Source organism: Micromonospora zingiberis (genome assembly GCF_004331455.1).
Lineage (GTDB): Bacteria > Actinomycetota > Actinomycetes > Mycobacteriales > Micromonosporaceae > Micromonospora > Micromonospora zingiberis.
Genome location: NZ_SJJR01000011.1, coordinates 15,306 through 35,516 on the forward strand (window position 1 = coordinate 15,306; position 20,211 = coordinate 35,516).

Consider the following 20,211-nt stretch of genomic DNA (forward strand, 5'->3'; position numbering starts at 1 on the left):
GGTTCGCTCGGCGCGGTGGCCGCCGCAGCGGCGAAACTGCCCGCCTGAGCCGCACCTACCCGTACGACGACAAGGACGCTCGTGTCGATGACGGACCACACCGTCGCCGTCGCCGAACCCAGGCCGGCAGCGGCCGACGGGTCGGCTGAAACCACTCCCGCCCCGCGTAGCCGGGTCCGGGTCGTGCTCGGCGGCATCCGGGCGGGAATCGCCGCGATACCCGCGCTACTCACCGACTGCGCCGTGCTCGCCTTCGCGCTCTGGACGCTGCTCTACCACGCCGGACTGCCGTTGGGCCTGGCCCCGTCACTGACCCTGCGGATCTGGCTGGTCGCCGGATCGGCGTTGGCCGTGCTCGCCGTGCTGGCCCGACTGGGCCTGCGGTGGTGGCGCCGGCGGGCGGCCCGGGGCCCGGCCGAGGTCGCGGACCCGGCCATCGCCGAGCGCCCCGAGCCCGCGTCGGATGACCTCGACCAGCCAGCGCCGGCCGACCCGACCGACGAGGCGGTCAGTCCAAGCGACCCGGCGGCGAGCCCGACCGACGAGGCGGTCAGCCCGGCCGACCCGGCCGCAGTTCCAGCGGAGAAGGCGGCGAGCCCGAGCGACCCGGCGGTGAGCGCGACCGACGAGGCGGTGAACCCAGCCGGGTCGGAGCGCGACGAGTCGTCAGCGGAGCAGGTGACGCAGCCGGGCGCGGGTGGGGAGAGCGTCGACGGCGGGCCCGACACCGGGGCCGCAGCCGCGCCGGCCGAGCCGGCGGCGGAGCGGGCCGGTCGGATGGGCGTCGCTCAACGCTTGTGGATCGCGCTGACCCTGCTGGTCGGCACCGGTGCGGCGATCGCCGCCGGCCTGGCCGGCACTCCGGCCGGTGCGGACATCTCCTGGTGGGTCCCGGGCTCCGCCGGGGCCGTCGCCGCGATCGGTGCGGTGCTGCTGACCTGGCGGACCTGGCGGGCCACCCCACCGACCCGGCCGAGCGCGCCCGCGCCGACCGCCTGGCAGTCGGTGTACGCGCTGCTGATCGCGGCGGTGGCCGCGGTGGCCTCGCTCTACCTCGCCCGCAGCACCCCCGACGACATCTACTACGTGGGCCGCTCGGTGTGGGTGGCGGAGCGCGACATCGTCCCGCTCAACGACTTCCTGTTCAGCGAGAACGTGCTCCCGGCGATGGCCTCCCAGCCCCCGGTCGCCAGCGTCGAGGTGCTCGCCGGAGCACTCGCCCGCTTCCTCGGCATCCCGGCGGCGTCGGCCGTCTGGCACGTGCTGCTGCCGACCTTCGCGGTGCTCGCGGTGTTGGCGCTGTGGCGGCTGGTGCAGCGTTGGGCGCCGCGTCGGCCGGTGCTCGCCTTCACCGTGGCGTGCGCTTTCCTCGCCTTCGTCTGCGGCCCGGACGCCGCCCTGGGCACCTTCCACCTGCCCCGCCTCTACCAGGGCAAGGGGATGTTCGTCTCCGCGGTCGTGCCGTTGATGTGGCTGTACCTGACCCGCTGGTTCGACGACCGGTCCAAGCGTGGGCTGGTGCTGATCGTCGCGCTGTCGATCGCCGCGATCGGGCTCACCACCACCGCGGCGATCATCCTGCCGCTGCTGGTCGGCGGGGCGGCCCTGATGATGCTGCTGGTCGGGCGCTGGAAGTCGGCGCTGGCCGCCGGGGTCGCCGTCCTGGCGTACCCGGTCGGGATGGTGATCGGCACCCAACTGGTCCTCGGCACGTCGGCCACCGAGGCGGCGGCAGACGCCAACTTCTACGACGCCGCGCACACCTACCGGCGGACGTTCGAGGTCGGCATCGTGGGCGTGATCGGCGGGCTCGCGTTGTGGTGTGGCCCGCTGCTGGCCCGCCGTCGTACCCCGGCGCTGCTTGCGGCCGGCGGCGCCCTGACGCTGAGCGTGTTGCTGGTGCCGGGGGTGCTGGAATGGCTCAGCGCGGTCACCGGCATCTCGGTGGTGCTCTGGCGGGTGTCCTGGCTGTTCGCCCTGCCGGCGATGATCGGGCTGCTGTGCACCGTCTGGCTGCCCACCCGGCTGCGCGTGGTGCGGGCCCTGGTCGGTGTGGTGCTGGCCGCCGCGATGGTGACCTCGTTCGTCAACTACGCCATCCCGATGTGGGACGAGCGCAGCGGAGTGCTGGTGCACCAGGAACCGACCTGGAAGATCCGGCCGGAGCGGCAGGCCATCGCGCAGTTCATCATCGACCTCGACCGCCCGGACGGCCTCGTGCTCGCCCCGGCGAGCATCATGCGCACCATCCCGCTGATGAGCAGCCGGCCCCGAGTCGTGCTGCCCCGCGACTTCTTCCTGGTCGAGTACGACATCAACTCGCAGTTCTCGCAGGATCGGCTGCTGCTGACCAAGTTCGCCAACGGCGGCCCCCGGGTGGAGCGACCGGAACGCGACGACGTGATCGCCGCGCTGGAGCGGCTGGACGTGGGAACGATCTGCTTCTACAGCCAGAACCGCTTCGCCCTGCGGACCGGTGAGCGGGCCGGCTACACCATGGTCGCCGAGCGGCTGGCCGAGCCGCCCGTACACCCGAATGCGGTCACCTGCATGGTCCGGCAGTGACCACGGCGGGCCGGGCCCGGCATGGCCACGGCCCTGCCGGCCCGGCCGAAAACCGTGCGGCGACGGCGGCTTGTCCGGTACCCGCCCGATCCGCCACCTGCACGGGGCATGCTCACAGGGCAGGCCGCCGCACAGGGAGATGGGCATGGAGAGCTACCACGAGGACTGGACGGACAGCCAACGCGCGCTCTACGACGAGTGCTACCGCGCCGGAGCCGACTGGGCCGACGACCCGGACACGCCCGCCGAGGACGTGCAGCACGTGATCAATCTCGGCGAGGCCGACGACGACACCCTCGCCGACTCCGAGATCGACTTCCCGCCGCTGATCGACGCGGTCACCGAGGCCACCGGCGAGGTCGTCAGCACCGTGCCGGCCAGCCACGACGACCCCGCCTTCAAGGGATTCGTGGACGGCGTGCGGGACGCCACCTCCGACGAGGTCTTCGGCCTCTGAGTCCGGTCAACCGCCCCCGGGCCTGTCACCCCGGCCCGTCGTCTGCCACCATCAACCGGAACCATTCCGCCGGCAGCGGAGCAGACCTAACGGGGAGGCCGGGTGCGGATCCTGCTGGTCGAGGACGACCGCCGGGTGGCCGCCGCACTGTCGTCGGCCCTGAGCCGGCGCGGCTACGAGGTGGAGCACGCCGCCACCGTCGCCGCCGCCCTCTCCGCCGCCCCGTGCGACCTGGTGCTGCTCGACCTGACCCTGCCCGACGGCGACGGCACCGACCTGTGCCGGGAGTTGCGCCGACGCAGCAGCCAGTTGGGCATCATCGCGGTGACCGCCCGGGGTGAGGAACGCGACCGGGTGCTCGGCCTGCGGCTCGGCGCCGACGACTACGTGGTCAAACCCTTCTCGATGGTGGAGTTGCAGGCCCGGATCGAGGCGGTCCTACGGCGGGCCTCGCACACCGCGCCGGAACGGAACCTGATCGAGGTCGGTCCGGTCCGGGTCGACGTGGCCGCCCGTACGGTCACCGTGGCCGACCGGCCGGTCGCGCTGACCCGAAAGGAGTTCGACGTCCTGCTCTCGTTGGCCCGGCAACCGGGCGTCGCGGTTCCCCGCGACCGGATCCTGCTCGACGCCTGGGGGACCACCTTCGCCGACCGGCACACCGTCGAGGTGCACGTCGGCTCGCTGCGCGGCAAGCTCGGCGACCCGCGCCTGGTGGAGACCGTCCGCGGCGTCGGATACCGGCTGCGGGCCGAGTGAGGGGCCGGCGGTGCGACGGCGCCTGGTGATCAGCTACCTGCTGCTGATGGTGCTGGTCCTGGTGGCATTGGGTACGCCGCTGGCGGCGACCCTGGCCACCCGGGAGACCGAGCGGATCCGGGCCGACCGGCTCGCTGACGCCACCCGCTTCGCCTCGCTGGCGGGTCCGGCGCTGCGCGACGGCACCAACGGCCCGCTCGCCAGCGAGCTGCACAGCTACGAGGAGCTGTACGGCATCGACGCGGCGGTGGTCGACCGGGACGGGTCGGCGGTGATCTCGTCGCCCGGCTGGCGGTGGGCCCTGGGCACCCGGGAGGCGTTGGAGGTCGCGCTGTCCGGGCAGCAGACCAGCGGGCCCGACTCGGTCTGGCCGTGGGTGGACGGGCCGATCGTGGTGGCGGTACCCATCAACGACGGCGGTGAGGTGCTCGGTGCGGTGGTCACCGCCAGCCCGGCGGACACGGTGCGTCGTACCGTCACGACGTGGTGGCTGCTGCTGGCCGCGCTGGGCCTGCTCGCCGTGCTGGCCTGCGTGCTGACCGCGTTCGGGCTGGCCGGCTGGGTGCTGCGGCCGATCACCGAGCTTGACGCGGTCACCCATGAGATCGCCGAGGGGGACCGGGGTGCCCGCGTACAGCACCGCCTCGGTCCGCCGGAGCTGCGTCGCCTGGCGGCGAGCTTCAACCACATGGCCGACGTGGTGTCCGACGTGATGGACCGGCAGCGGGCGTTCGTGGCGCACGCCAGTCATCAACTGCGCAATCCGTTGACCGCGCTGCGGTTGAGGGTGGAGGAACTCGGGCCGAGCCTGACCGACGCGCCGGGCCGCGCCGAACACCAGCTCGCGTTGGAGGAGACCGACCGGCTGGCCCTGCTGCTGGACGGGCTGCTCACCCTGGCGCGGGCCGAGCGCCGGGAGAACCAGCGGGTGACCGTCGACGCGGCGGCCGTGGCCGTGTCCCGGGTGGCGGCGTGGGAGCCGCTGGCCCGGCACCGGTCGGTGACGTTGCGTCTGGTCGCCGCCCCGGCCACGGCGTACGCCCGGACCGTGCCGACCGCGATCGACCAGGCGCTCGACGCGTTGATCGACAACGCGGTCAAGTTCAGCGGGGCGGGCGGCGAGGTGACGGTGAGCGTCACGGCCCGTGACGGCGGCATCGTCCTGGCGGTACGCGACACCGGCCCGGGGATGACGCGAAGTCAGCTCGGTCAGGCCACCGAGCGATTCTGGCGGGCCCCGGAGGTGCAGAACGTCGACGGTGCCGGGCTGGGGCTGACCATCGCGGCGGTGCTGGTCGACGCCTCCGACGGGCGCCTCACCATGCACCCGAACTCGCCCCGTGGACTGGTCGCCGCGTTGTGGTTTCCCATGTGCACGGAAGCGGTGGACCGGGCCACGCCGGCCGCCGCGACAGGACCGTCCGTACCGGTCGAACCGTCGACCCCGGCCGGGCCGGCTGCCTGCGCGGAGTCGCCCGCCGCCGCCGGGGCCACCCCGCCCATCCCGACCTGACGTCGTTGCCCGAGCCACGCCGGTCAACCGAGGCTTGCGGCCATCCGTAGTATGAGTGCTATCTTCCGGTGTATTCCTGATACGGGGAGGGTGGATGGCTGTCACTGCCGGGGCGGATGCCCTGACCGCCGCCGAACCGCCGGCCGGCGAGGGCGTCACGCTGGACGTGCGTGATCTGCGGATGCGCTACGGCACCAACGACGTACTCGACGGGGTGTCGTTCACCGCCCAGCGGGGCGAGGTGCTCGCGTTGCTCGGCCCGAACGGCGCGGGCAAGACCACCACCATCGAGATCCTGGAGGGCTTCCGGATGCGTTCCGGTGGCCAGGTCGCCGTGCTGGGGGCCGATCCCGCGACGGGCGACGAGCGGTGGCGCGCCCGGCTCGGCGTGGTGCTCCAGTCCTGGCGCGACCACAGCCGGTGGCAGGTTCGGGAACTGCTTGCCCACCTCGGCAGCTTCTACGCGCCCTATTCGACGGAGCGCATCCGCCGGCCGTGGGATGTCGACGAGCTCATCGAGGCGGTCGGCCTGACCGTGCACGCGGGCAAGAAGGTCGGCCAGCTCTCCGGCGGGCAGCGTCGCCGGGTGGATGTCGCGATCGGCATCGTCGGCCGGCCGGAGGTGCTCTTCCTCGACGAGCCGACCGCCGGCTTCGATCCGGCCGCTCGACGGGAGTTCCACGACCTGGTGCACCGGCTCGCCGACCTGGACGACACCACCATCCTGCTCACCACCCACGACCTGGACGAGGCCGAGAAGCTGGCCGACCGGATCCTGATCCTGGCCGGCGGACGGATCATCGCCAGTGGCTCCGCCGACGAGTTGTCACGGCGGATCTCCATCGACGCCGAGGTGCGGTGGAGCCGGGACGGGCAGCGTTTCGTCCACTCCACCAGCACCGCGACCGCGTTCGTTCGTGAGCTGTTCGCCCAGCACGGGGAGGACATCGCCGACCTTGAGGTGCGGCGGGCCAGTCTGGAGGACACCTACATGGCGTTGGTCCGCGAGTTCGAGTCCGGGCGCGCCGATCGGGCGGCCCGCGCGTTCGAGGAGGTGGCAGCCGGATGAGTCCGAGCGTTCGCCCGCTGCTCCAGGCGGCCCGGTCCGGGTTGTCCCGGGGCCGCATCGAGCTGCGGCAGGGCTTCACGCACGCGGAGACCCTGTGGGGTTACCTGTTCCCGACCGTCGTCCTGCTGGTGGTGATGTTCTTCCTCCGCGGCGCCAAGGTGCCGGGCACCGACTTCTCGCTCGGCGCGCAGACCCTGCCCAGCACGCTGGGCATGACGGTGGCGTTCGGCGGCCTGGTCAGTGTCGCGTCGATTCTCACCGTCGAGCGGGAGGACGGCACCCTGCTGCGCGCCAAGGCCACCCCGAACGGCATGTTCGGCTACCTGATCAGCAAGATCATCCTGGTCGCCGGGATGACCATGATCAGCGTCGCGCTCCTGCTCGTACCGGGCATCTTCCTCTTCGACGGGCTGATGCTGAACAGCCTGTCGGCCTGGCTGACGCTGGCCTGGGTGCTGCTGCTCGGCATGGTGGCGACCATGCCGATCGGAGCGGTGTTCGGATCGCTGCTGTCCAACCCCCGCAACCTGGGGCTGATCATGCTTCCGATCATGGGCCTCATCGCCACCTCCGGCATCTTCTACCCGATCACCGCCCTGCCGGGCTGGTTGCAGGGACTGGCCCAGGTCTTCCCGATCTACTGGCTCGGCCTCGGTACGCGGTCGGCGCTGCTGCCCGACGCCATGGCCGCCGTGGAGATCGGCGATTCGTGGCGCCACCTGGAGACGGTGCTGGCGCTCGGTGGCTGGGCGGTGCTCGGGCTGGCCCTGGCACCGGTGGTGCTCCGTCGGATGGCCCGCCGCGAATCCGGGTCGAGCGTCGCCGCTCGACGGGAGAAGGCCCTACAGCGGGTGACGTGAGGACACGACATGAGTGAGGTGGTCTACAACCGCATCGCCATGCTGCGGGCCGAACGGGGCGTCACCCGCCGACAGTTGGCCGAGGCGCTGGGCGTCCACTACCAGACGATCGGTTACCTGGAGCGGGGCGAGTTCAGCCCCAGCCTGCACCTGGCCCTGCGGATCGCCCGTCACTTCGAGGTGCCGGTGGAGGTGGTCTTCTCCGCCGAGCCGTTTCCCCGGCTCGGCGACCCCGCCGCCACGTCGATCGTCCGCCCGGCCTGACCGGCCCTGCTCAGGGCTTCTTGTCGCGGTAGTACGCCATGGCACCCGGATGCAACGGCAGCGGCGGGGTGTCGATCGCCGAGCGCGGACTCATCCGACCGGCCGCCGGGTGGGCGGCGGCCAGCTCGGAACGCCGCTCCATCAGCAGCCAGGTCATCTGGCGGACCAACTCCTCCGGCAGGTCGGCCCGGACCAGCAGATAGTTGGGGTTGGCCACGGTGGTGACCAGATCGAGGTCGTACACCGACTGGGGAATGTCCCGTGGCACGTACACCTCTCGGAAGGCCCGACGCAGCGGCACGGTCCATTGTTGGAGGCCGACGATGCGGGTGGGGTTGTCCCGGGCGAACTCGGCCACGGCCCGCACCGGCAATCCGCCCGAGAAGAAGAAGGCGTCGATCTCGCCCCGCTTGAGCGCGGCCACCGAGTCGTCCAGGCCGAACTGCACCCGGTGCACCCCGGCCTCGTCGAGTTCCGCCACGGTGAGCAGCCGCTTCACGGTGATCTCCGTACCGGAGCCGGCCGCGCCGATGGACACCCGTCGCCCGCGCAGGTCGGTCAGCGTCCGTACCGGGCTGTCGGCTTTGGTGACGAGATGCAGCAGATCGTCGTAGACCCGGGCGATCGCCACCACCGACGGATCCGGACCCGGGTCGGCGGGCAACACGTCGGCCTGGGTGAATCCGAGTTCGACCTCGCCGGCGTTGAGCAGCCCCACATTCTCCACCGAGGCGGCGGTGACCAGCACCTCGGCCCGCACGTTGGGCAGCTCCCGGTTGAGGATGGCCGCCAGCGACGTGCCGAAAGCGTGGTAGACGGCGGTCGCGCTGCCGGTGGCGATGCGGATACGTATCGGCTCGTCGGAATCGTCCCGGCAGCCGCCGAGGCCGGGCAGGACCAGCAGCACGGCCACCAGCATGGCCGTACGGGCGACGCGCCGGCGGTGTCGGGCGGCATTGCGGGTACGGGTCACGGGCAGCACTGTGCGCCGCCGGACCCCCGTGGCGCAACCCCGGGGTGGCGGAGTTCGTCCCAACCGCGTCGGAGTTCGCCCCGACCGTGGTTGTTCGTTCAGGCGACCGGGCGGTGTGCCACCTCCTCGGCAGCGTGGCGCAGGATCTGTTCCCGGTCCGGGCCGTGGGCGACACTGACCAGGTAACAACCGGTACCCGGGCGCAGCAGCGCCGGTACGTCGAGCAGGGCGGCGCCACGGACCAGCACGGCGGCGAGTTCCCGGTCGGTGATCCGGACGCCGAGGATGTGCCGCCGGACGTGCCGTCCACCCGCCAGCAGGGCGGCCCGCCAGGCAGCGGCGGCCAACCGGGTGCGCCACTGCCGACGGGCCGTCGAGGCGCCCGGCACCGGGCCACCGAGCAACTCCCGCCGGCCCCGGCGCCAGCCGTTCTCCATCAGTGCCGCGTACGCGGGCCGGTGCTCGCGGGGCACATGCAACTGGTGCAGCTCGTAGCGGCGGCGCAGCCCACCGACGGCCAGCTCGTGCCGGACCGCGATGCCGAGCCGGTCCAGCAGTTGGCGGGTACGGCGCGCCGCCTCTTCCCGGTTGAACTCGATCGCGGTGGGCAGGCTGGGCTGCTGCCCGGCGTTACGCTGACCGGGTGTCGCCGGCGGCGGCATGCAGCGCAGCAGGCAGGCTGCCTCGAAGGCGTCGGCCAGGGTCGTCCAGTCCAGGGGCGGCAGGGTGGACGGCGGACGGGGCCGGTCGAGCAGAATCGGTTCGGCAACCACCGGAGGGCCTCCTCGTGGTGTCGGGTTCATTTACGGTGACCCGTGACACCCGCCGGTGGTACCGATCCGGTCCAGCCTTGAGGAAATCTTGCGCCTGGTTACAGTTCGGAAACCACCACGTCGACCTGGCGTGGCCGCCCCGGTGCCGACGGCTGCTCGGACACCGCGTACTTCAACTCGCCGAGCGCACCCACCAGCGCGTCGACGCTGCGCGGGCGGACACCGTGCAGGAGCAGGTCACGGACCAGCCGGCCCTTGGTGGCCTTGTTGAAGTGGCTGACCACCGAACGCACCGGCACCCCGTCGACCTCCCGCTCGTGCAGCACCCGTACGGTGACGGTCCGTTCGGCCAGCTCACCGCGGGGCGTCCAGGCGGCGGCGTAGGCGCCGGAGCGCAGGTCGAGCACCGGGCCGGCCCCGGCCGCCGTGGTCAGCGCCGGCCCCAGCACCCGCCGCCAGAGCGCCGGCAGCGCGCCGAGGCCGGGCAGCCGGGCCCCGATCGGGCAGCGGTACGACGGGATCCGGTCGGTCAGCCGTACCGCACCCCACAGGCCGGAGCTGATCAACACCTGCCGGGCCGCCGCCCGGTGCGCCGCCGGCGGGAGGGTGGCCAGATCCAGGGCCTCGTAGAGCACCCCGGTGTAGATCCGCCCGGCCGGTGCGGTGGCCGACCGTTCCAGGCGGGCGTTGCGGCGCAACTCGCCGTGTTGACCGGCGCCGAGCCCGAGCGCGGCCAGCGCCGCCTCCGGCGGCCCGGCGCTGAGCGTGACCAACCCGGCCAGCACCTGTTCGCGGACGGGGTTCAGCTCCGGCAGCGAGAGCCGGGCCAGGTCCAGGCGGCGACCGGCGCCGGCCTCGGCCTTGCCCTCCGAGGGCGGCAGCAGGATGAGCATCGACAGACTCCTCGACGTCCCGGACCGCACCATCCGCGCCGGGGGTCCGGCCAGCGTACGGCCCGGCTCACCGCCACGGCCGCAGCGGCGTCGGTGGGTGGTAGACGCGATAGCCGCCGACCTCGGCCACCAACGCGGCGTCCGCCCGGTCGCCGAGCAACTCCCGCAGCCGCCGATCGGCCGGCGTGCCCGCCTCCAACACGTACCCGGGTCGTGCCGAGCGCGCCAGCCGCCACCAGTACGCCGGATAGCGGTTCTGCCCCGGATGCAGGTCACCGTCGAGCACCCCGCAGACCACCTCCTCTGCGGTGTTGAAGACCAGTCGGTTGCAGGTCCAGTACTCCCCGTACACCTCGTGCAGCCCGGCGGCGCGGACCGTCTCGGCGAGCTGGCGGGACTGCCGCTCCTGCACCCGACCCGGCGCCGCGCCGACGGTGGCGAACAGCACGGTGACCACCAGCGACGTCGCCGCCAGCGCGGCCAGCACGGCGGTGGCCAGCGCGCCGGCCAGCCGGCCCGCCGCGCCGACCGTGCCCCGCCAGCAGGCCACCGCCGCGACCCACAACGGCCACAGCACCGCCGGCAGCGACAGTTGCAGCACCGACAGGTAGCGGGCGTTGCCCAGCGGATCCGTCGCGGCGAGCGAACTGCGCACGTACGCCAGCAGGGTCAGCGCCGCACCGGCGAGCAGCGCCAGGTGCACCACCGGGACCACCCGCTCAGCCCGCCCGACCAGCCGGCGGTACGCGAGCCCGGCGAGTACCGCCGCGACGACCAGCAACACCGGGTAGAGCAGGCCGAACCACTCCTGCCAGCGGGCGCAGCCCTGCACCGGACACAGCCCGGCGGCCAGTGGCACCCCCTCCAGCAGTCCGCCGTCGAGCCGCTGCGACCACGACGGCGCCGGCCCGTCCGCGCCGCTGATCCGGCCCAGCACCGACAGGGAGTCCTGCCCGGGCGGGGCCACCAGGTTGTCGCGGATCATCGGGGCGACCCCGACCGCGAACCCGGCGGCCAACAGCAGACCCGCCCAGCCGAGCAGTTCCCGGCGCAGCACCCAGAGCAGCGCCAGCCCGGCCACCGCCAGGTACGGCACGATCAGCCAGTCCGACCAGAGGGCCAGCCCGGCGAGCAACCCGAAGCCGCCGACCGCCAACCCTCGGTGCCGCAGCGTGCCCCGGGCCAGTCCCACCACGATCAGCAGCATCGCCAGCACGGCGACCTTGACCTCCGGCCGGCCGCCGACGGTCGTCACCTGGTCCCGGATGACCCGCTCGGAACCGAGCGTCAGCAGCCCGACGATCGTGGTGGCGAACCACGGTGAACCGATCCGCCGGGTCAGCCGGTGGACCAGCCAGAGGAACACCGCGTAGAGCACGAGCACCGGCAGCCGCAGCGCCGGCCAGCTCGGCCCGGTCACCGCGATCAGGGGCGCGGCCAGGTACGACTGCAGCATGCCCATGTAGCGCTGGCCGTACAGGAAGACCGGATGTTCCCGGCCCTGCGCGATGTGCAGCGCGGCCAACCCGAAGGTCGCCTCGTCGCTGTTGGCCACCGGCACGGTGTGCAACACCAGGTACAACCGGTAGCCGACCCCGAGCACGCCGAGGATCAGCGCGACCAGGGCGGGCCGGTCGAGCCGTGGCTGCCACCGTCCGCGCCGTCGCTGTGCTTCCGACCCTGCTCGTGGCACGACCATCGCCCCCGTCGCCGTCCCGACCGGAGTGTTTCACGACCGGCCGCCGGCCCGTGCGCGGTTGCCCTTGATCGTCTGCATTCCACCGACTTTCGCCACGGCGTGTCTGGTCAGCGAAGTGCAGACGATCAAGGAGGCCGGGTCTCCGCGTGGCCGAGGTCGTCGGGGTGTGGCAGGGTTGCAGACGTGCCACCCACTCCCGCTGGCCAGCTGGCCGTACCAAATCTGCACCGGGCCGCACGGATCGAGGACGCGGTGCACGCCCTGGTCGAGCGTCGACTACGGCGGACGGGCTGGCGGGTCAACATCATCGCCTACACCGGGTACGGCGCGCCCGGTTGGGTACGGGTGATGTGCCGGGTGCTGTTGGGACGGCCGGACACCCGCCAGCGGGGGCGGCTGGAGAAGGTCCGCGGCTGGCGGAGCTTCACCACCCTGCCGGCCAAGCACGTCACCGTCACGATCGAGACCGGCGGGGTGGTGCACGAGGCGCAGGCGGACCGCAGCGGCTTCGTCGACACCGTGGTCGAGACGGAACTGCCACCCGGTTGGGGTTCGGTACGGCTCAGCACGCCGGACGCCGAGCCGGTCGAGGCGCCGGTGCGCATCCTGGACCCGGAGGTCCGTTTCGGCATCCTCTCCGACATCGACGACACGGTGATGGTGACCGCGCTGCCCCGCCCGCTGCTCGCCGCGTGGAACACCTTCGTCCTCGACGAGCACGCCCGGGCGGCGGTGCCCGGCATGGCGGTGCTGTACGAGCGGCTGGTCACCGCCCACCCCGGCGCGCCGGTGTTCTACCTGTCCACCGGCGCGTGGAACGTGGCCCCCACGCTGACCCGCTTCCTGTCCCGGCACCTCTACCCGGCCGGGCCGCTGCTGCTCACCGACTGGGGGCCCACCCAGGACCGCTGGTTCCGCAGCGGCCGGGAACACAAGCGGGCCACCCTGGCCCGGCTGGCCAAGGAGTTTCCCGACGTACGCTGGCTGCTCGTCGGTGACGACGGCCAGCACGACCAGGAGATCTACCGGGAGTTCGCGGCCGCCCATCCGGACAACGTCGCCGGCGTGGCGATCCGCCGGCTCTCGCCCACCCAGGCGGTGCTGGCCGGTAGCCTGCCCGTCCCGCACGACCGCCCACAGGAGGGACCGGTGGGCCAGAAGTGGCTCTCCGCCCCCGACGGCGCCGGCCTGTGGACCCTCCTACGCGGCGCCGGCCTGGTCTGAGCCTGTAAGGAAGGGCACCTTATTAACGCCTCCGGTAGAGCAAGGGCCCCCTTTTAACGTTTTCGGCCGGGCGGTGCTGGCGTTGTCGCGCGGGGCCGGCGCCGGTTCGTCCGACCCCGGCCCGCGCGAACCAGCGTCAGCTGCCGGGGGTCAGCTCGACCTCGCCGGTGCAGCCAGCGAGGGTACGTCGATCTTCGAGTAGGTCGATGACGGCCTGCCGGTTGGCGATCCGGGCCTCCGACAGCGCGTCCGGGTTCTGCCGCTGCCCGGCGATGAAGGCGAGGTTGTTGCGTACCGCGCCGTCGAGGCCGTCGCAGTTCTCCGCCGCACCGCCGTTGAGCGCGGCGTTCGGGTCCGCGTCCGGCACCTCGACCTCGCCTGTGCAGCCGGCCGCCGCGCGTCGCTGTTCGAGCTGGTCGATGACGGCCTGCCGGTTGGCGATCCGGGCTTCGGAGAGCGCGTCCGGAAACACCAGTTGGTCGGCGATGAAGGCAAGGTTGTTGCCCACGGCGGTGTCGAGGCCCTCGCAGTTCTCGCTGGCCGAACTGGTCCCGGTCGCCACCGCGAAGGCCACCCCCAGGGTCACCCCGATGGCGGCGATCCCCGCCATTTTCCGCTGTCGTGGTGACGTGCCGCGACCACTCCGGGCCGTACGCCTGCTGCTTGCCATCGATCCTCCGCCTCGTCGTCCACTGCCTCCAGTGGTACGGCGCGCAGGTCCGGACGGTTCACCACCCGACCGTGCGGGCGGTGTTAACAAGGGGCCCTTCCTCTACCGGAGGCGTTAACAAGGTGCCCTTCCTTTCAAGCGGGGCGGAGCCAGAGGGCGCCTAGTGGGGGGACGCGCAGCGCCGCTGACGCGGGTAGACCGTGCCAGGGGACGGGTTCGGCGTGGACGGTGCCGAGGTTGCCGACGCCGGAGCCGCCGTAGTGGTGGGCGTCGGTGTTGAGGATCTCGGACCAGGCGCCGGCCGCCGGCAGGCCGATGCGGTAGTCCTCCAGCGGCAGGGCGGAGAAGTTGGCCACGCAGACCAGGGTGGCGCCGTCGGGGGCGATCCGGACGAAGGAGATGGTGTTGTTGGCGACGTCGTCGCCGGCGAGCCAGCGGAAACCGGCGGGGGAGGTGTCCTGCGCCCACAGGGCGGGGGTGTCCCGATAGACCCGGTTGAGGTCGCCGACGAGGCGTTGCACCCCGGCCCGGGCCGGGTCGTGCAGCAGGTACCAGTCGAGGCCGCGCTCCTCGCTCCACTCCCGGTCGTCGGCCAGCTCGCAGCCCATGAAGAGCAGTTGCTTGCCCGGGTGCGCCCACATGTAGGCCAGCAGCACGCGGACGTTGGCCAGCCGTTGCCACTGGTCGCCGGGCATCTTGGCGAGCAGCGAGCCCTTGCCGTGCACCACCTCGTCGTGGCTGATCGGCAGCACGTAGTTCTCGCTCCAGGCGTACGCCAGGGAGAAGGTGAGCTGATGGTGGTGGTGCTGCCGGTAGATCGGGTCCTTCGAGGTGTAGAGCAGGGTGTCGTGCATCCAGCCCATGTTCCACTTGAAGCCGAAGCCGAGCCCGCCGTCGCCGGTCGAGCGGGTCACTCCCGGCCAGGCGGTGGACTCCTCGGCGATCATCACCACCCCGGCGTGCTGCTTGTAGACCGTCGCGTTCACCTCCTGCATGAACGCGATGGCCTCCAGGTTCTCCCGGCCGCCGTACTGGTTGGGTGCCCACTGCCCGTCGGCGCGGGAGTAGTCCAGGTAGAGCATCGAGGCGACCGCGTCGACCCGCAGCCCGTCGACGTGGAACTCGTCCAGCCAGTACAGCGCGTTCGCCACCAGGAAGTTGCGGACCTCCCGACGGCCGAAGTCGAAGACGTACGTGCCCCAGTCGGGGTGTTCGCCCCGGCGCGGGTCGGGGTGCTCGTAGAGCGGGGTGCCGTCGAAGCGGGCCAGGGCCCACTCGTCCTTGGGGAAGTGCGCCGGTACCCAGTCCAGGATCACCCCGATGCCGGCGGCGTGCAGCCGGTCCACCAGGTAGCGGAAGTCGTCCGGGTCACCGAACCGGGCGGTCGGGGCGAAGTAGCCGGTCACCTGGTAGCCCCACGAGCCGCCGAACGGGTGCTCCATCACCGGCAGGAACTCCACGTGCGTGAAACCCAACTCGACCACGTACGCGGTCAACTGCTCGGCCAGCTCCCGGTAGCCCAGGCCGGGCCGCCACGAGCCGAGGTGCACCTCGTACACGCTCATCGGCTCCTGGTGCGGTGCCCGCTTGGCCCGCTGCGCCAACCAGTCCGCGTCCGTCCACTCGTACGTCGAGTGGTGCACGACCGAGGCGGTGGCCGGCGGCACCTCGGCCCGCGCGGCCAGCGGGTCGGCCTTGTCCCGCCAGTAGCCGTCGGCGCCGAGAATCCGGTACTTGTACCGGGTGTTGGCCGGCGCCCCCGGTACGAAGATCTCCCACACGCCGGTGGAGCCGAGCGAACGCATCGGCCAGCCGTCGTCGGGTGCCCAGCCGGTGAAGTCGCCGATCACCCGTACGCCCCGCGCGTTCGGCGCCCACACCGTGAACGCCACCCCGCCGTCGCGCACCCGGGCGCCGAGCGCCTCCCAGAGCCGCTCGTGCCGGCCCTCGCCGATCAGGTGCAGGTCCAGCTCACCCAGGGTCGGCGGATGACGGTACGGGTCGTCGTACGGCTGCCCGTCCAGCTCGACGCGGTAGTCGAGCACCTCACCGGGGACGGTCGCCTCGAACACGCCCGCGTCGTGCACCCGGGTCATCGGGTAGCGCCGTTCCCCCACCAGCAGGCACACCTCCGCCGCGCCCCGGCGCATCGTGCGGATGACCGTACGCCCGTCCGTGGGGTGGGCCCCGAGCACGGCGTGCGGGTCGTGGGTCTCCCCGGAGATCAGCTGGTCCATCGGGCGTCCTTCATGGCGGAGGCGGTGCCGCTGCGGGGACCGGCGGCAGTGGTGGGCACGGTGGTGGCGATCGGCGCGGGCGTGACGGCAGCGACCGTTGCGGTGGCCGGGGCGGGGGCGTCGGGCCGCCGCAGGACGAACACGTGCGCGGGTTGCAGGTACGGGTCGAGCCGGACCGCGTTGCGCTGCCCCCAGTCGTAGCTGGCACCGGTCAGCTCGTCGTGCACGGTGAACCGATCGTGCCAGTCCAGGCCCAGCGCCGGCAGGTCCAGGGTGGTGTTGCCCCACTGCACGGTGTGCGAGTCGAACGAGCAGACCACCAGCACCGTGTTGCCGGTGACCGGGTCGCGTTTGGACCAGCAGAGCAGTGCCGGGTTGTCGATGTCGTGGAAGACCAGGTTCCGCAGGTGGCGCAGGGCCGGGTTCTGCCGGCGGACCCGGTTCAGGGTGGCGATGAACGGGGCCAGCGACCGCCCCTGCGCCTCCGCCTCGCTCCAGTCGCGGGGGCGCAGCTCGTACTTCTCGTTGTCGATGTATTCCTCTGCGCCGGGCCGGGCGACGTGCTCGAACAGCTCGAAGCCGGCGTACATGCCCCAGGAGGGGGAGAGCAGCGCGGCCAGCACCGCCCGGATCTTGAACATCGGCGGACCGCCGTGCTGCAACGAGGAGTGCAGGATGTCCGGCGTGTTGGGCCAGAAGTTCGGCCGCATGTAGTCGGCCGAGGCCACCAGCTCCGCGCAGTACTCCCGCATCTCGGCGGCGGAGGTCCGCCAGGTGAAGTACGTGTACGACTGGGTGAAGCCGACCTTCGCCAGCCCGTGCATCATCGCCGGTCGGGTGAACGCCTCGGCGAGGAACAGCACGTCCGGGTCGACCCGCTTGACCTCCCAGATCAGCCAGTGCCAGAAGTCGACGGGCTTGGTGTGCGGGTTGTCCACCCGGAAGATCTTCACGCCCTCGCCGACCCAGTGCAGCACCACCCGCAGCACCTCGGCGCGAATACCGTCGGGGTCGTTGTCGAAGTTCAGCGGGTAGATGTCCTGGTACTTCTTCGGCGGGTTCTCCGCGTACGCGATGCTGCCGTCGGCCCGGGTGGTGAACCACTCCGGGTGCTCGGTCACCCACGGGTGGTCGGGGGCGCACTGCAACGCCAGGTCCATCGCCACCTCCAGGCCCTGCTCGGCGGCGGCGGCGACGAAGTCGCGGAAGTCCGCCGGCGTACCCAGGTCGGGGTGGATGGCGTCGTGCCCGCCCTCGGCGGCGCCGATCGCCCACGGCGAGCCGACGTCGTCGGGGCCGGCGACCAGGCTGTTGTTGGGGCCCTTGCGGTTGACCCGGCCGATCGGGTGGATCGGCGGCAGGTAGAGCACGTCGAAGCCCATCGCGGCCACGCCGGGCAGCCGCTCGGTCGCGGTGGCGAACGTGCCGGAGCGGGCCGGCGCGTCGACGGTGGCCGCGATGGCGCCCTCGGAGCGGGGGAAGAACTCGTACCAGGCGGAGAAGAGCGCCCGCTCACGATCCACCCAGATCCGGTACGTCTCGCCGGTGGTCACCAGCTCCCGTACCGGGTGTTCCCAGAGCAGGTCGGCCAGTTCCAGCGCCGGGCCCACCCGCTGCGGCAGCGGCTGGGCGATGTCGTTAAGCGTTCGTACCGCCTCGTCCAGGCTCACCCGCTCGGCGACCGGCACCAGGTCGGCGGCGGCGCGCAGCACGCGTACCCCCTCGGCCAGGTCGTTGGCCAGCTCTGCCGCGCCCTGGCCGGCGGCGATCTTCTTGGTCACCGCGTGTTGCCAGGTCAGGTACGGGTCGCTGAACGCCTCGACGGTGAAGATCCACTCACCGACCGCGTCCGGGACGATGGTGGCGTGCCAGCGGTCCTGGCCGGGTTCGCCGGGGCGCATCCGGGTGAACGGGCGGGCCAGCCCGTCGGGGCCGAGCCAGACCACGTTGCAGCCGAGCGCGTCATGCCCCTCGCGGTAGGCCAGCGCCGTCACCGGCACCAGTTCCCCGACCACGGCGCGGGCCGGATAGCGCCCACAGGAGACGACGGGGGAGACGTCTTCGATCGGGAACCGTCCGCTCACCGCCCCAACCTACTGTGGCAACCTGCCGCGCGCTCGTCCGACCACCAAACAAGATCTTGGTACGCGGCCACCCGCGCCGGGACGTCGCCGCCCCGGATTCCCGGCCGCTGCCCCGTGATCCGCTCAACATCAGGGATGTTGCTGTGTCAACCCGGCCGGGAGGCAGCAACATCCCCGAAGTTGAGTCGATCAAGGAGGTGCAAATGGGTGCGCTGGGCGTTTGACGTCGCCGGGCGTATCCGTCTTCTGACACGTATCGTTGGTATTACGTGCTACGTGGAGGCGTCATGAAGCTCAACAGCAAGGGGCAGGTCACGATCCCGGCCGCGTTGCGGGCACGGCACGGTCTGCATGAGGGCGACGAGGTCGACGTCGTCGAGGAGAACGGCGCGCTGCGGATCGTCCGGGTAAGCGGTGCGGAGAGCCGGGGGCAACGTCTGGTCCGGCACATGCGTGGCCGGGGAAGTGCCAAGCAGACCGAGCACATGTCGACCGACGACCTGATGGAGTTGTTGCGTGGCGAGTGATCGGCTCCGCGCTGTCGCACACCGATCCGCCGACTCGGCCACGACCCTGGTGGACACCAACGTACTGCTGGACATTTTCACCGACGATCCCCGATGGGGCGACTGGTCCAGCGCCGCGCTCGCGGAGGCCCGCGACGTTGGCGCCCTGGTCATCAACCCGATCGTCTACGCGGAGGTGTCCGTGCGTTTTGCCCGCATCGAGGACCTCGACGAGGCGTTGCCCGCTGGTGACTTTCTCCGTGAGGAACTGCCCTACCCGGCCGGCTTTCTGGCCGGCAAGGCGTACGTGGCCAACCGCACGCAGGGTGGCACCAAGCGATCCCCGATCGCTGACTTCTACATTGGGGCGCATGCCGCCGTGTGCGGGTACCGACTGCTCACCCGTGACGGCGCCCGTTACCGGACGTACTTTCCCAAGCTTGAATTGATCACCCCCGACTACGCCAGGGAGCGGTAGAGGTCGAGCGTCTGGCGGGCGATGGCGTCCCAGGAGAAGTGCTCGACCGCGCGGCGGCGACCGGCGCGGCCCAGCGTGGCGGCCCGCTCGGGGTCGGCGAGCAGCGTGTTCAGCCGTGCCGCCAGGTCGGCCTCGAAGCGTGCCGGGTCGGCCGGCGTGCCGTCGAGACCGGCCTGTTCGATCGGGACCAGCAGGCCGGTCTCGCCGTCGGCGACCACCTCGGGGATGCCCCCGGTGGCGGTGGCCACCACCGCCGTCTCGCAGGCCATCGCCTCCAGGTTGACGATGCCCATCGGCTCGTACACCGACGGGCAGACGAAGATGGTGGCGTGGGTGAGCACCTGGATCACCTCGGCCTTGGGCAGCATCTCGGCCACCCAGATCACCCCGGAGCGGCCCGAGCGCAGCTCGGCGACCAGGCCCTCCACCTCGGCGGCGATCTCCGGTGTGTCCGGTGCGCCGGCCAGCAGCACGAGCTGGGTCTCCGGCGGCAGGTCGCGGGCGGCGCGCAGCAGGTACGGCAGGCCCTTCTGCCGGGTGATCCGGCCGACGTAGACCACGCTGGGCAGGGCCGGGTCGATGCCGAGCCGCGCCAACACGTCGGTGCCCGGATCCGGGGCGTACTGCGCGGTGTCGATGCCGTTGTAGATCACCTTGACCCGGTCCGGATCGATCGCCGGGTACGCGGTCAGCACGTCCCGGCGCATGCCCGCGCTGACCGCCACGATCGCGTCGGCGGACTCGTACGCGGTGCGTTCGCACCACGAGGAGAGCGCGTAGCCGCCGCCGAGCTGTTCGGCCTTCCACGGTCGCAGCGGCTCCAGGCTGTGCGCGGTCACCACGTGCGGTATTCCGTACAGCAGCTTCGCGGTGTGCCCGGCCAGGTTGGCGTACCAGGTGTGGCTGTGCACCACGTCCGCGCCGGCACACCCGGCGGCCATCTCCAGGTCCACGCCCATGGTCCGCAGCGCGGCGTTCGCGCCGGCCAGGGCGCTCGGCTCGGCGTACGCGGTGACGCCCGGCTCGCTGCGCGGCGCGCCGAAGCAGTGCACCCGGACCTCGGCGAGCCGACGCAACTCCCGCGCCAGGTACTCGACGTGCACCCCGGCGCCGCCGTAGACCTCCGGCGGGTACTCGCGGGTGAGCAGGTCGACGCGGATCGGGGCGGAGTCGGTCATGCCCGGCAC

Annotated in this window: 17 protein-coding genes and 1 pseudogene; 10 read left to right on the plus strand and 8 right to left on the minus strand. The window is 72.1% G+C overall.

From position 1 onward, the window contains the following. Window positions 1–87: 87 nt before the first annotated feature. The 7 genes and pseudogenes from E0H26_RS17215 (at window position 88) to E0H26_RS17245 (ending at window position 7,487) form a co-directional block, all read left to right on the plus strand. Window positions 88–2,565, plus strand: coding sequence for a DUF6077 domain-containing protein (locus E0H26_RS17215; RefSeq protein ID WP_206025199.1), 2,478 nt, complete (start codon window positions 88–90; stop codon window positions 2,563–2,565). 145 nt (window positions 2,566–2,710) lie between these two features. Further along, window positions 2,711–3,022, plus strand: a complete 312-nt coding sequence (locus E0H26_RS17220; RefSeq protein ID WP_131304723.1) for a hypothetical protein — start codon at window positions 2,711–2,713, stop codon at window positions 3,020–3,022. Window positions 3,023–3,124: 102 nt separating this feature from the next. Further along, entirely contained in the window at window positions 3,125–3,781 is a 657-nt protein-coding gene (locus tag E0H26_RS17225) for a response regulator transcription factor (RefSeq protein WP_131304725.1), read from the plus strand. 10 nt (window positions 3,782–3,791) lie between these two features. After that, window positions 3,792–5,150: pseudogene (locus tag E0H26_RS17230) on the plus strand (sensor histidine kinase); the annotation flags it as partial. 325 nt (window positions 5,151–5,475) lie between these two features. Then, on the plus strand, window positions 5,476–6,363 hold the full coding sequence (locus E0H26_RS17235; protein WP_206025211.1) for an ABC transporter ATP-binding protein: 888 nt from the start codon (window positions 5,476–5,478) through the stop codon (window positions 6,361–6,363). Beyond that, on the plus strand, window positions 6,360–7,223 hold the full coding sequence (locus E0H26_RS17240; protein WP_131304729.1) for an ABC transporter permease: 864 nt from the start codon (window positions 6,360–6,362) through the stop codon (window positions 7,221–7,223). The genes E0H26_RS17235 and E0H26_RS17240 overlap by 4 nt, the downstream gene beginning before the upstream one ends. 9 nt (window positions 7,224–7,232) lie before the next feature. Then, on the plus strand, window positions 7,233–7,487 hold the full coding sequence (locus tag E0H26_RS17245; protein ID WP_131304731.1) for a helix-turn-helix transcriptional regulator: 255 nt from the start codon (window positions 7,233–7,235) through the stop codon (window positions 7,485–7,487). Window positions 7,488–7,497: 10 nt separating this feature from the next. Here E0H26_RS17245 and E0H26_RS17250 read toward each other — a convergent pair whose 3' ends face one another. The 4 genes from E0H26_RS17250 to E0H26_RS17265 all read right to left on the minus strand — a co-directional run bounded on the left by E0H26_RS17250 (window position 7,498) and on the right by E0H26_RS17265 (window position 11,819). Beyond that, window positions 7,498–8,406, minus strand: a complete 909-nt coding sequence (locus tag E0H26_RS17250) for a TAXI family TRAP transporter solute-binding subunit (RefSeq protein ID WP_131304998.1) — start codon at window positions 8,404–8,406, stop codon at window positions 7,498–7,500. A 152-nt stretch (window positions 8,407–8,558) separates the two neighbouring features. Then, complete coding sequence (locus E0H26_RS17255; RefSeq protein ID WP_240742236.1) at window positions 8,559–9,233, minus strand: hypothetical protein; 675 nt, start codon at window positions 9,231–9,233, stop codon at window positions 8,559–8,561. 98 nt (window positions 9,234–9,331) lie between these two features. Next, a complete protein-coding gene (gene yaaA / locus E0H26_RS17260; protein WP_165521899.1) occupies window positions 9,332–10,126 on the minus strand; it encodes a peroxide stress protein YaaA in 795 nt (264 codons plus the stop codon). Between the two features lie 67 nt (window positions 10,127–10,193). Beyond that, window positions 10,194–11,819, minus strand: coding sequence for an ArnT family glycosyltransferase (locus E0H26_RS17265; protein WP_240742237.1), 1,626 nt, complete (start codon window positions 11,817–11,819; stop codon window positions 10,194–10,196). A gap of 189 nt (window positions 11,820–12,008) precedes the next feature. Here E0H26_RS17265 and E0H26_RS17270 point away from each other — a divergent pair, with 189 nt between their 5' ends. Beyond that, a complete protein-coding gene (locus tag E0H26_RS17270; RefSeq protein ID WP_131304737.1) occupies window positions 12,009–13,049 on the plus strand; it encodes an App1 family protein in 1,041 nt (346 codons plus the stop codon). 136 nt (window positions 13,050–13,185) lie between these two features. Here E0H26_RS17270 and E0H26_RS17275 read toward each other — a convergent pair whose 3' ends face one another. The 3 genes from E0H26_RS17275 to E0H26_RS17285 form a co-directional block, all read right to left on the minus strand. Next, window positions 13,186–13,719 carry a hypothetical protein gene (locus E0H26_RS17275; protein ID WP_131304739.1) on the minus strand — a complete coding sequence of 178 codons (534 nt, stop codon included), beginning with the start codon at window positions 13,717–13,719 and terminating at the stop codon, window positions 13,186–13,188. 134 nt (window positions 13,720–13,853) lie between these two features. Beyond that, window positions 13,854–15,956 (minus strand): 1,4-alpha-glucan branching protein GlgB, encoded by a 2,103-nt coding sequence (glgB, locus tag E0H26_RS17280; protein ID WP_131304741.1) that lies wholly within the window; start codon window positions 15,954–15,956, stop codon window positions 13,854–13,856. Then, the gene (locus E0H26_RS17285) at window positions 15,944–18,040 is read right to left on the minus strand and encodes an alpha-1,4-glucan--maltose-1-phosphate maltosyltransferase (protein ID WP_131304743.1); all 2,097 of its coding nucleotides are present in this window, start codon (window positions 18,038–18,040) and stop codon (window positions 15,944–15,946) included. Before E0H26_RS17285 ends, glgB begins: the two co-directional genes overlap by 13 nt. Before the next feature lie 287 nt (window positions 18,041–18,327). Between E0H26_RS17285 and E0H26_RS17290 the strand changes: the two genes are divergently transcribed. Beyond that, complete coding sequence (locus tag E0H26_RS17290) at window positions 18,328–18,567, plus strand: AbrB/MazE/SpoVT family DNA-binding domain-containing protein (protein WP_131304745.1); 240 nt, start codon at window positions 18,328–18,330, stop codon at window positions 18,565–18,567. Continuing rightward, window positions 18,557–19,024: a type II toxin-antitoxin system VapC family toxin gene (locus E0H26_RS17295; protein ID WP_131304747.1), complete on the plus strand. Its 468-nt coding sequence runs from the start codon at window positions 18,557–18,559 to the stop codon at window positions 19,022–19,024. Before E0H26_RS17290 ends, E0H26_RS17295 begins: the two co-directional genes overlap by 11 nt. Here E0H26_RS17295 and glgA read toward each other — a convergent pair. Continuing rightward, window positions 19,006–20,202, minus strand: coding sequence for a glycogen synthase (gene glgA, locus E0H26_RS17300; protein ID WP_131304749.1), 1,197 nt, complete (start codon window positions 20,200–20,202; stop codon window positions 19,006–19,008). The two genes, E0H26_RS17295 and glgA, sit on opposite strands and share 19 nt — an antisense overlap. Window positions 20,203–20,211 lie beyond the last annotated feature (9 nt).

Bases quoted from the DNA above. Each gene is read 5' to 3' on its own strand.
- E0H26_RS17290 (WP_131304745.1), top strand. From the start codon at position 18,328: ATGAAGCTCAACAGCAAGGGGCAGGTCACGATCCCGGCCGCGTTGCGG.
- yaaA (WP_165521899.1), bottom strand. From the start codon at position 10,126: ATGCTCATCCTGCTGCCGCCCTCGGAGGGCAAGGCCGAGGCCGGCGCC.
- E0H26_RS17275 (WP_131304739.1), bottom strand. From the start codon at position 13,719: ATGGCAAGCAGCAGGCGTACGGCCCGGAGTGGTCGCGGCACGTCACCA.
- E0H26_RS17250 (WP_131304998.1), bottom strand. From the start codon at position 8,406: ATGCTGGTGGCCGTGCTGCTGGTCCTGCCCGGCCTCGGCGGCTGCCGG.
- E0H26_RS17245 (WP_131304731.1), top strand. From the start codon at position 7,233: ATGAGTGAGGTGGTCTACAACCGCATCGCCATGCTGCGGGCCGAACGG.
- E0H26_RS17235 (WP_206025211.1), top strand. From the start codon at position 5,476: ATGCGCTACGGCACCAACGACGTACTCGACGGGGTGTCGTTCACCGCC.
- E0H26_RS17215 (WP_206025199.1), top strand. From the start codon at position 88: ATGACGGACCACACCGTCGCCGTCGCCGAACCCAGGCCGGCAGCGGCC.
- E0H26_RS17240 (WP_131304729.1), top strand. From the start codon at position 6,360: ATGAGTCCGAGCGTTCGCCCGCTGCTCCAGGCGGCCCGGTCCGGGTTG.
- E0H26_RS17220 (WP_131304723.1), top strand. From the start codon at position 2,711: ATGGAGAGCTACCACGAGGACTGGACGGACAGCCAACGCGCGCTCTAC.
- glgA (WP_131304749.1), bottom strand. From the start codon at position 20,202: ATGACCGACTCCGCCCCGATCCGCGTCGACCTGCTCACCCGCGAGTAC.
- glgB (WP_131304741.1), bottom strand. From the start codon at position 15,956: ATGGACCAGCTGATCTCCGGGGAGACCCACGACCCGCACGCCGTGCTC.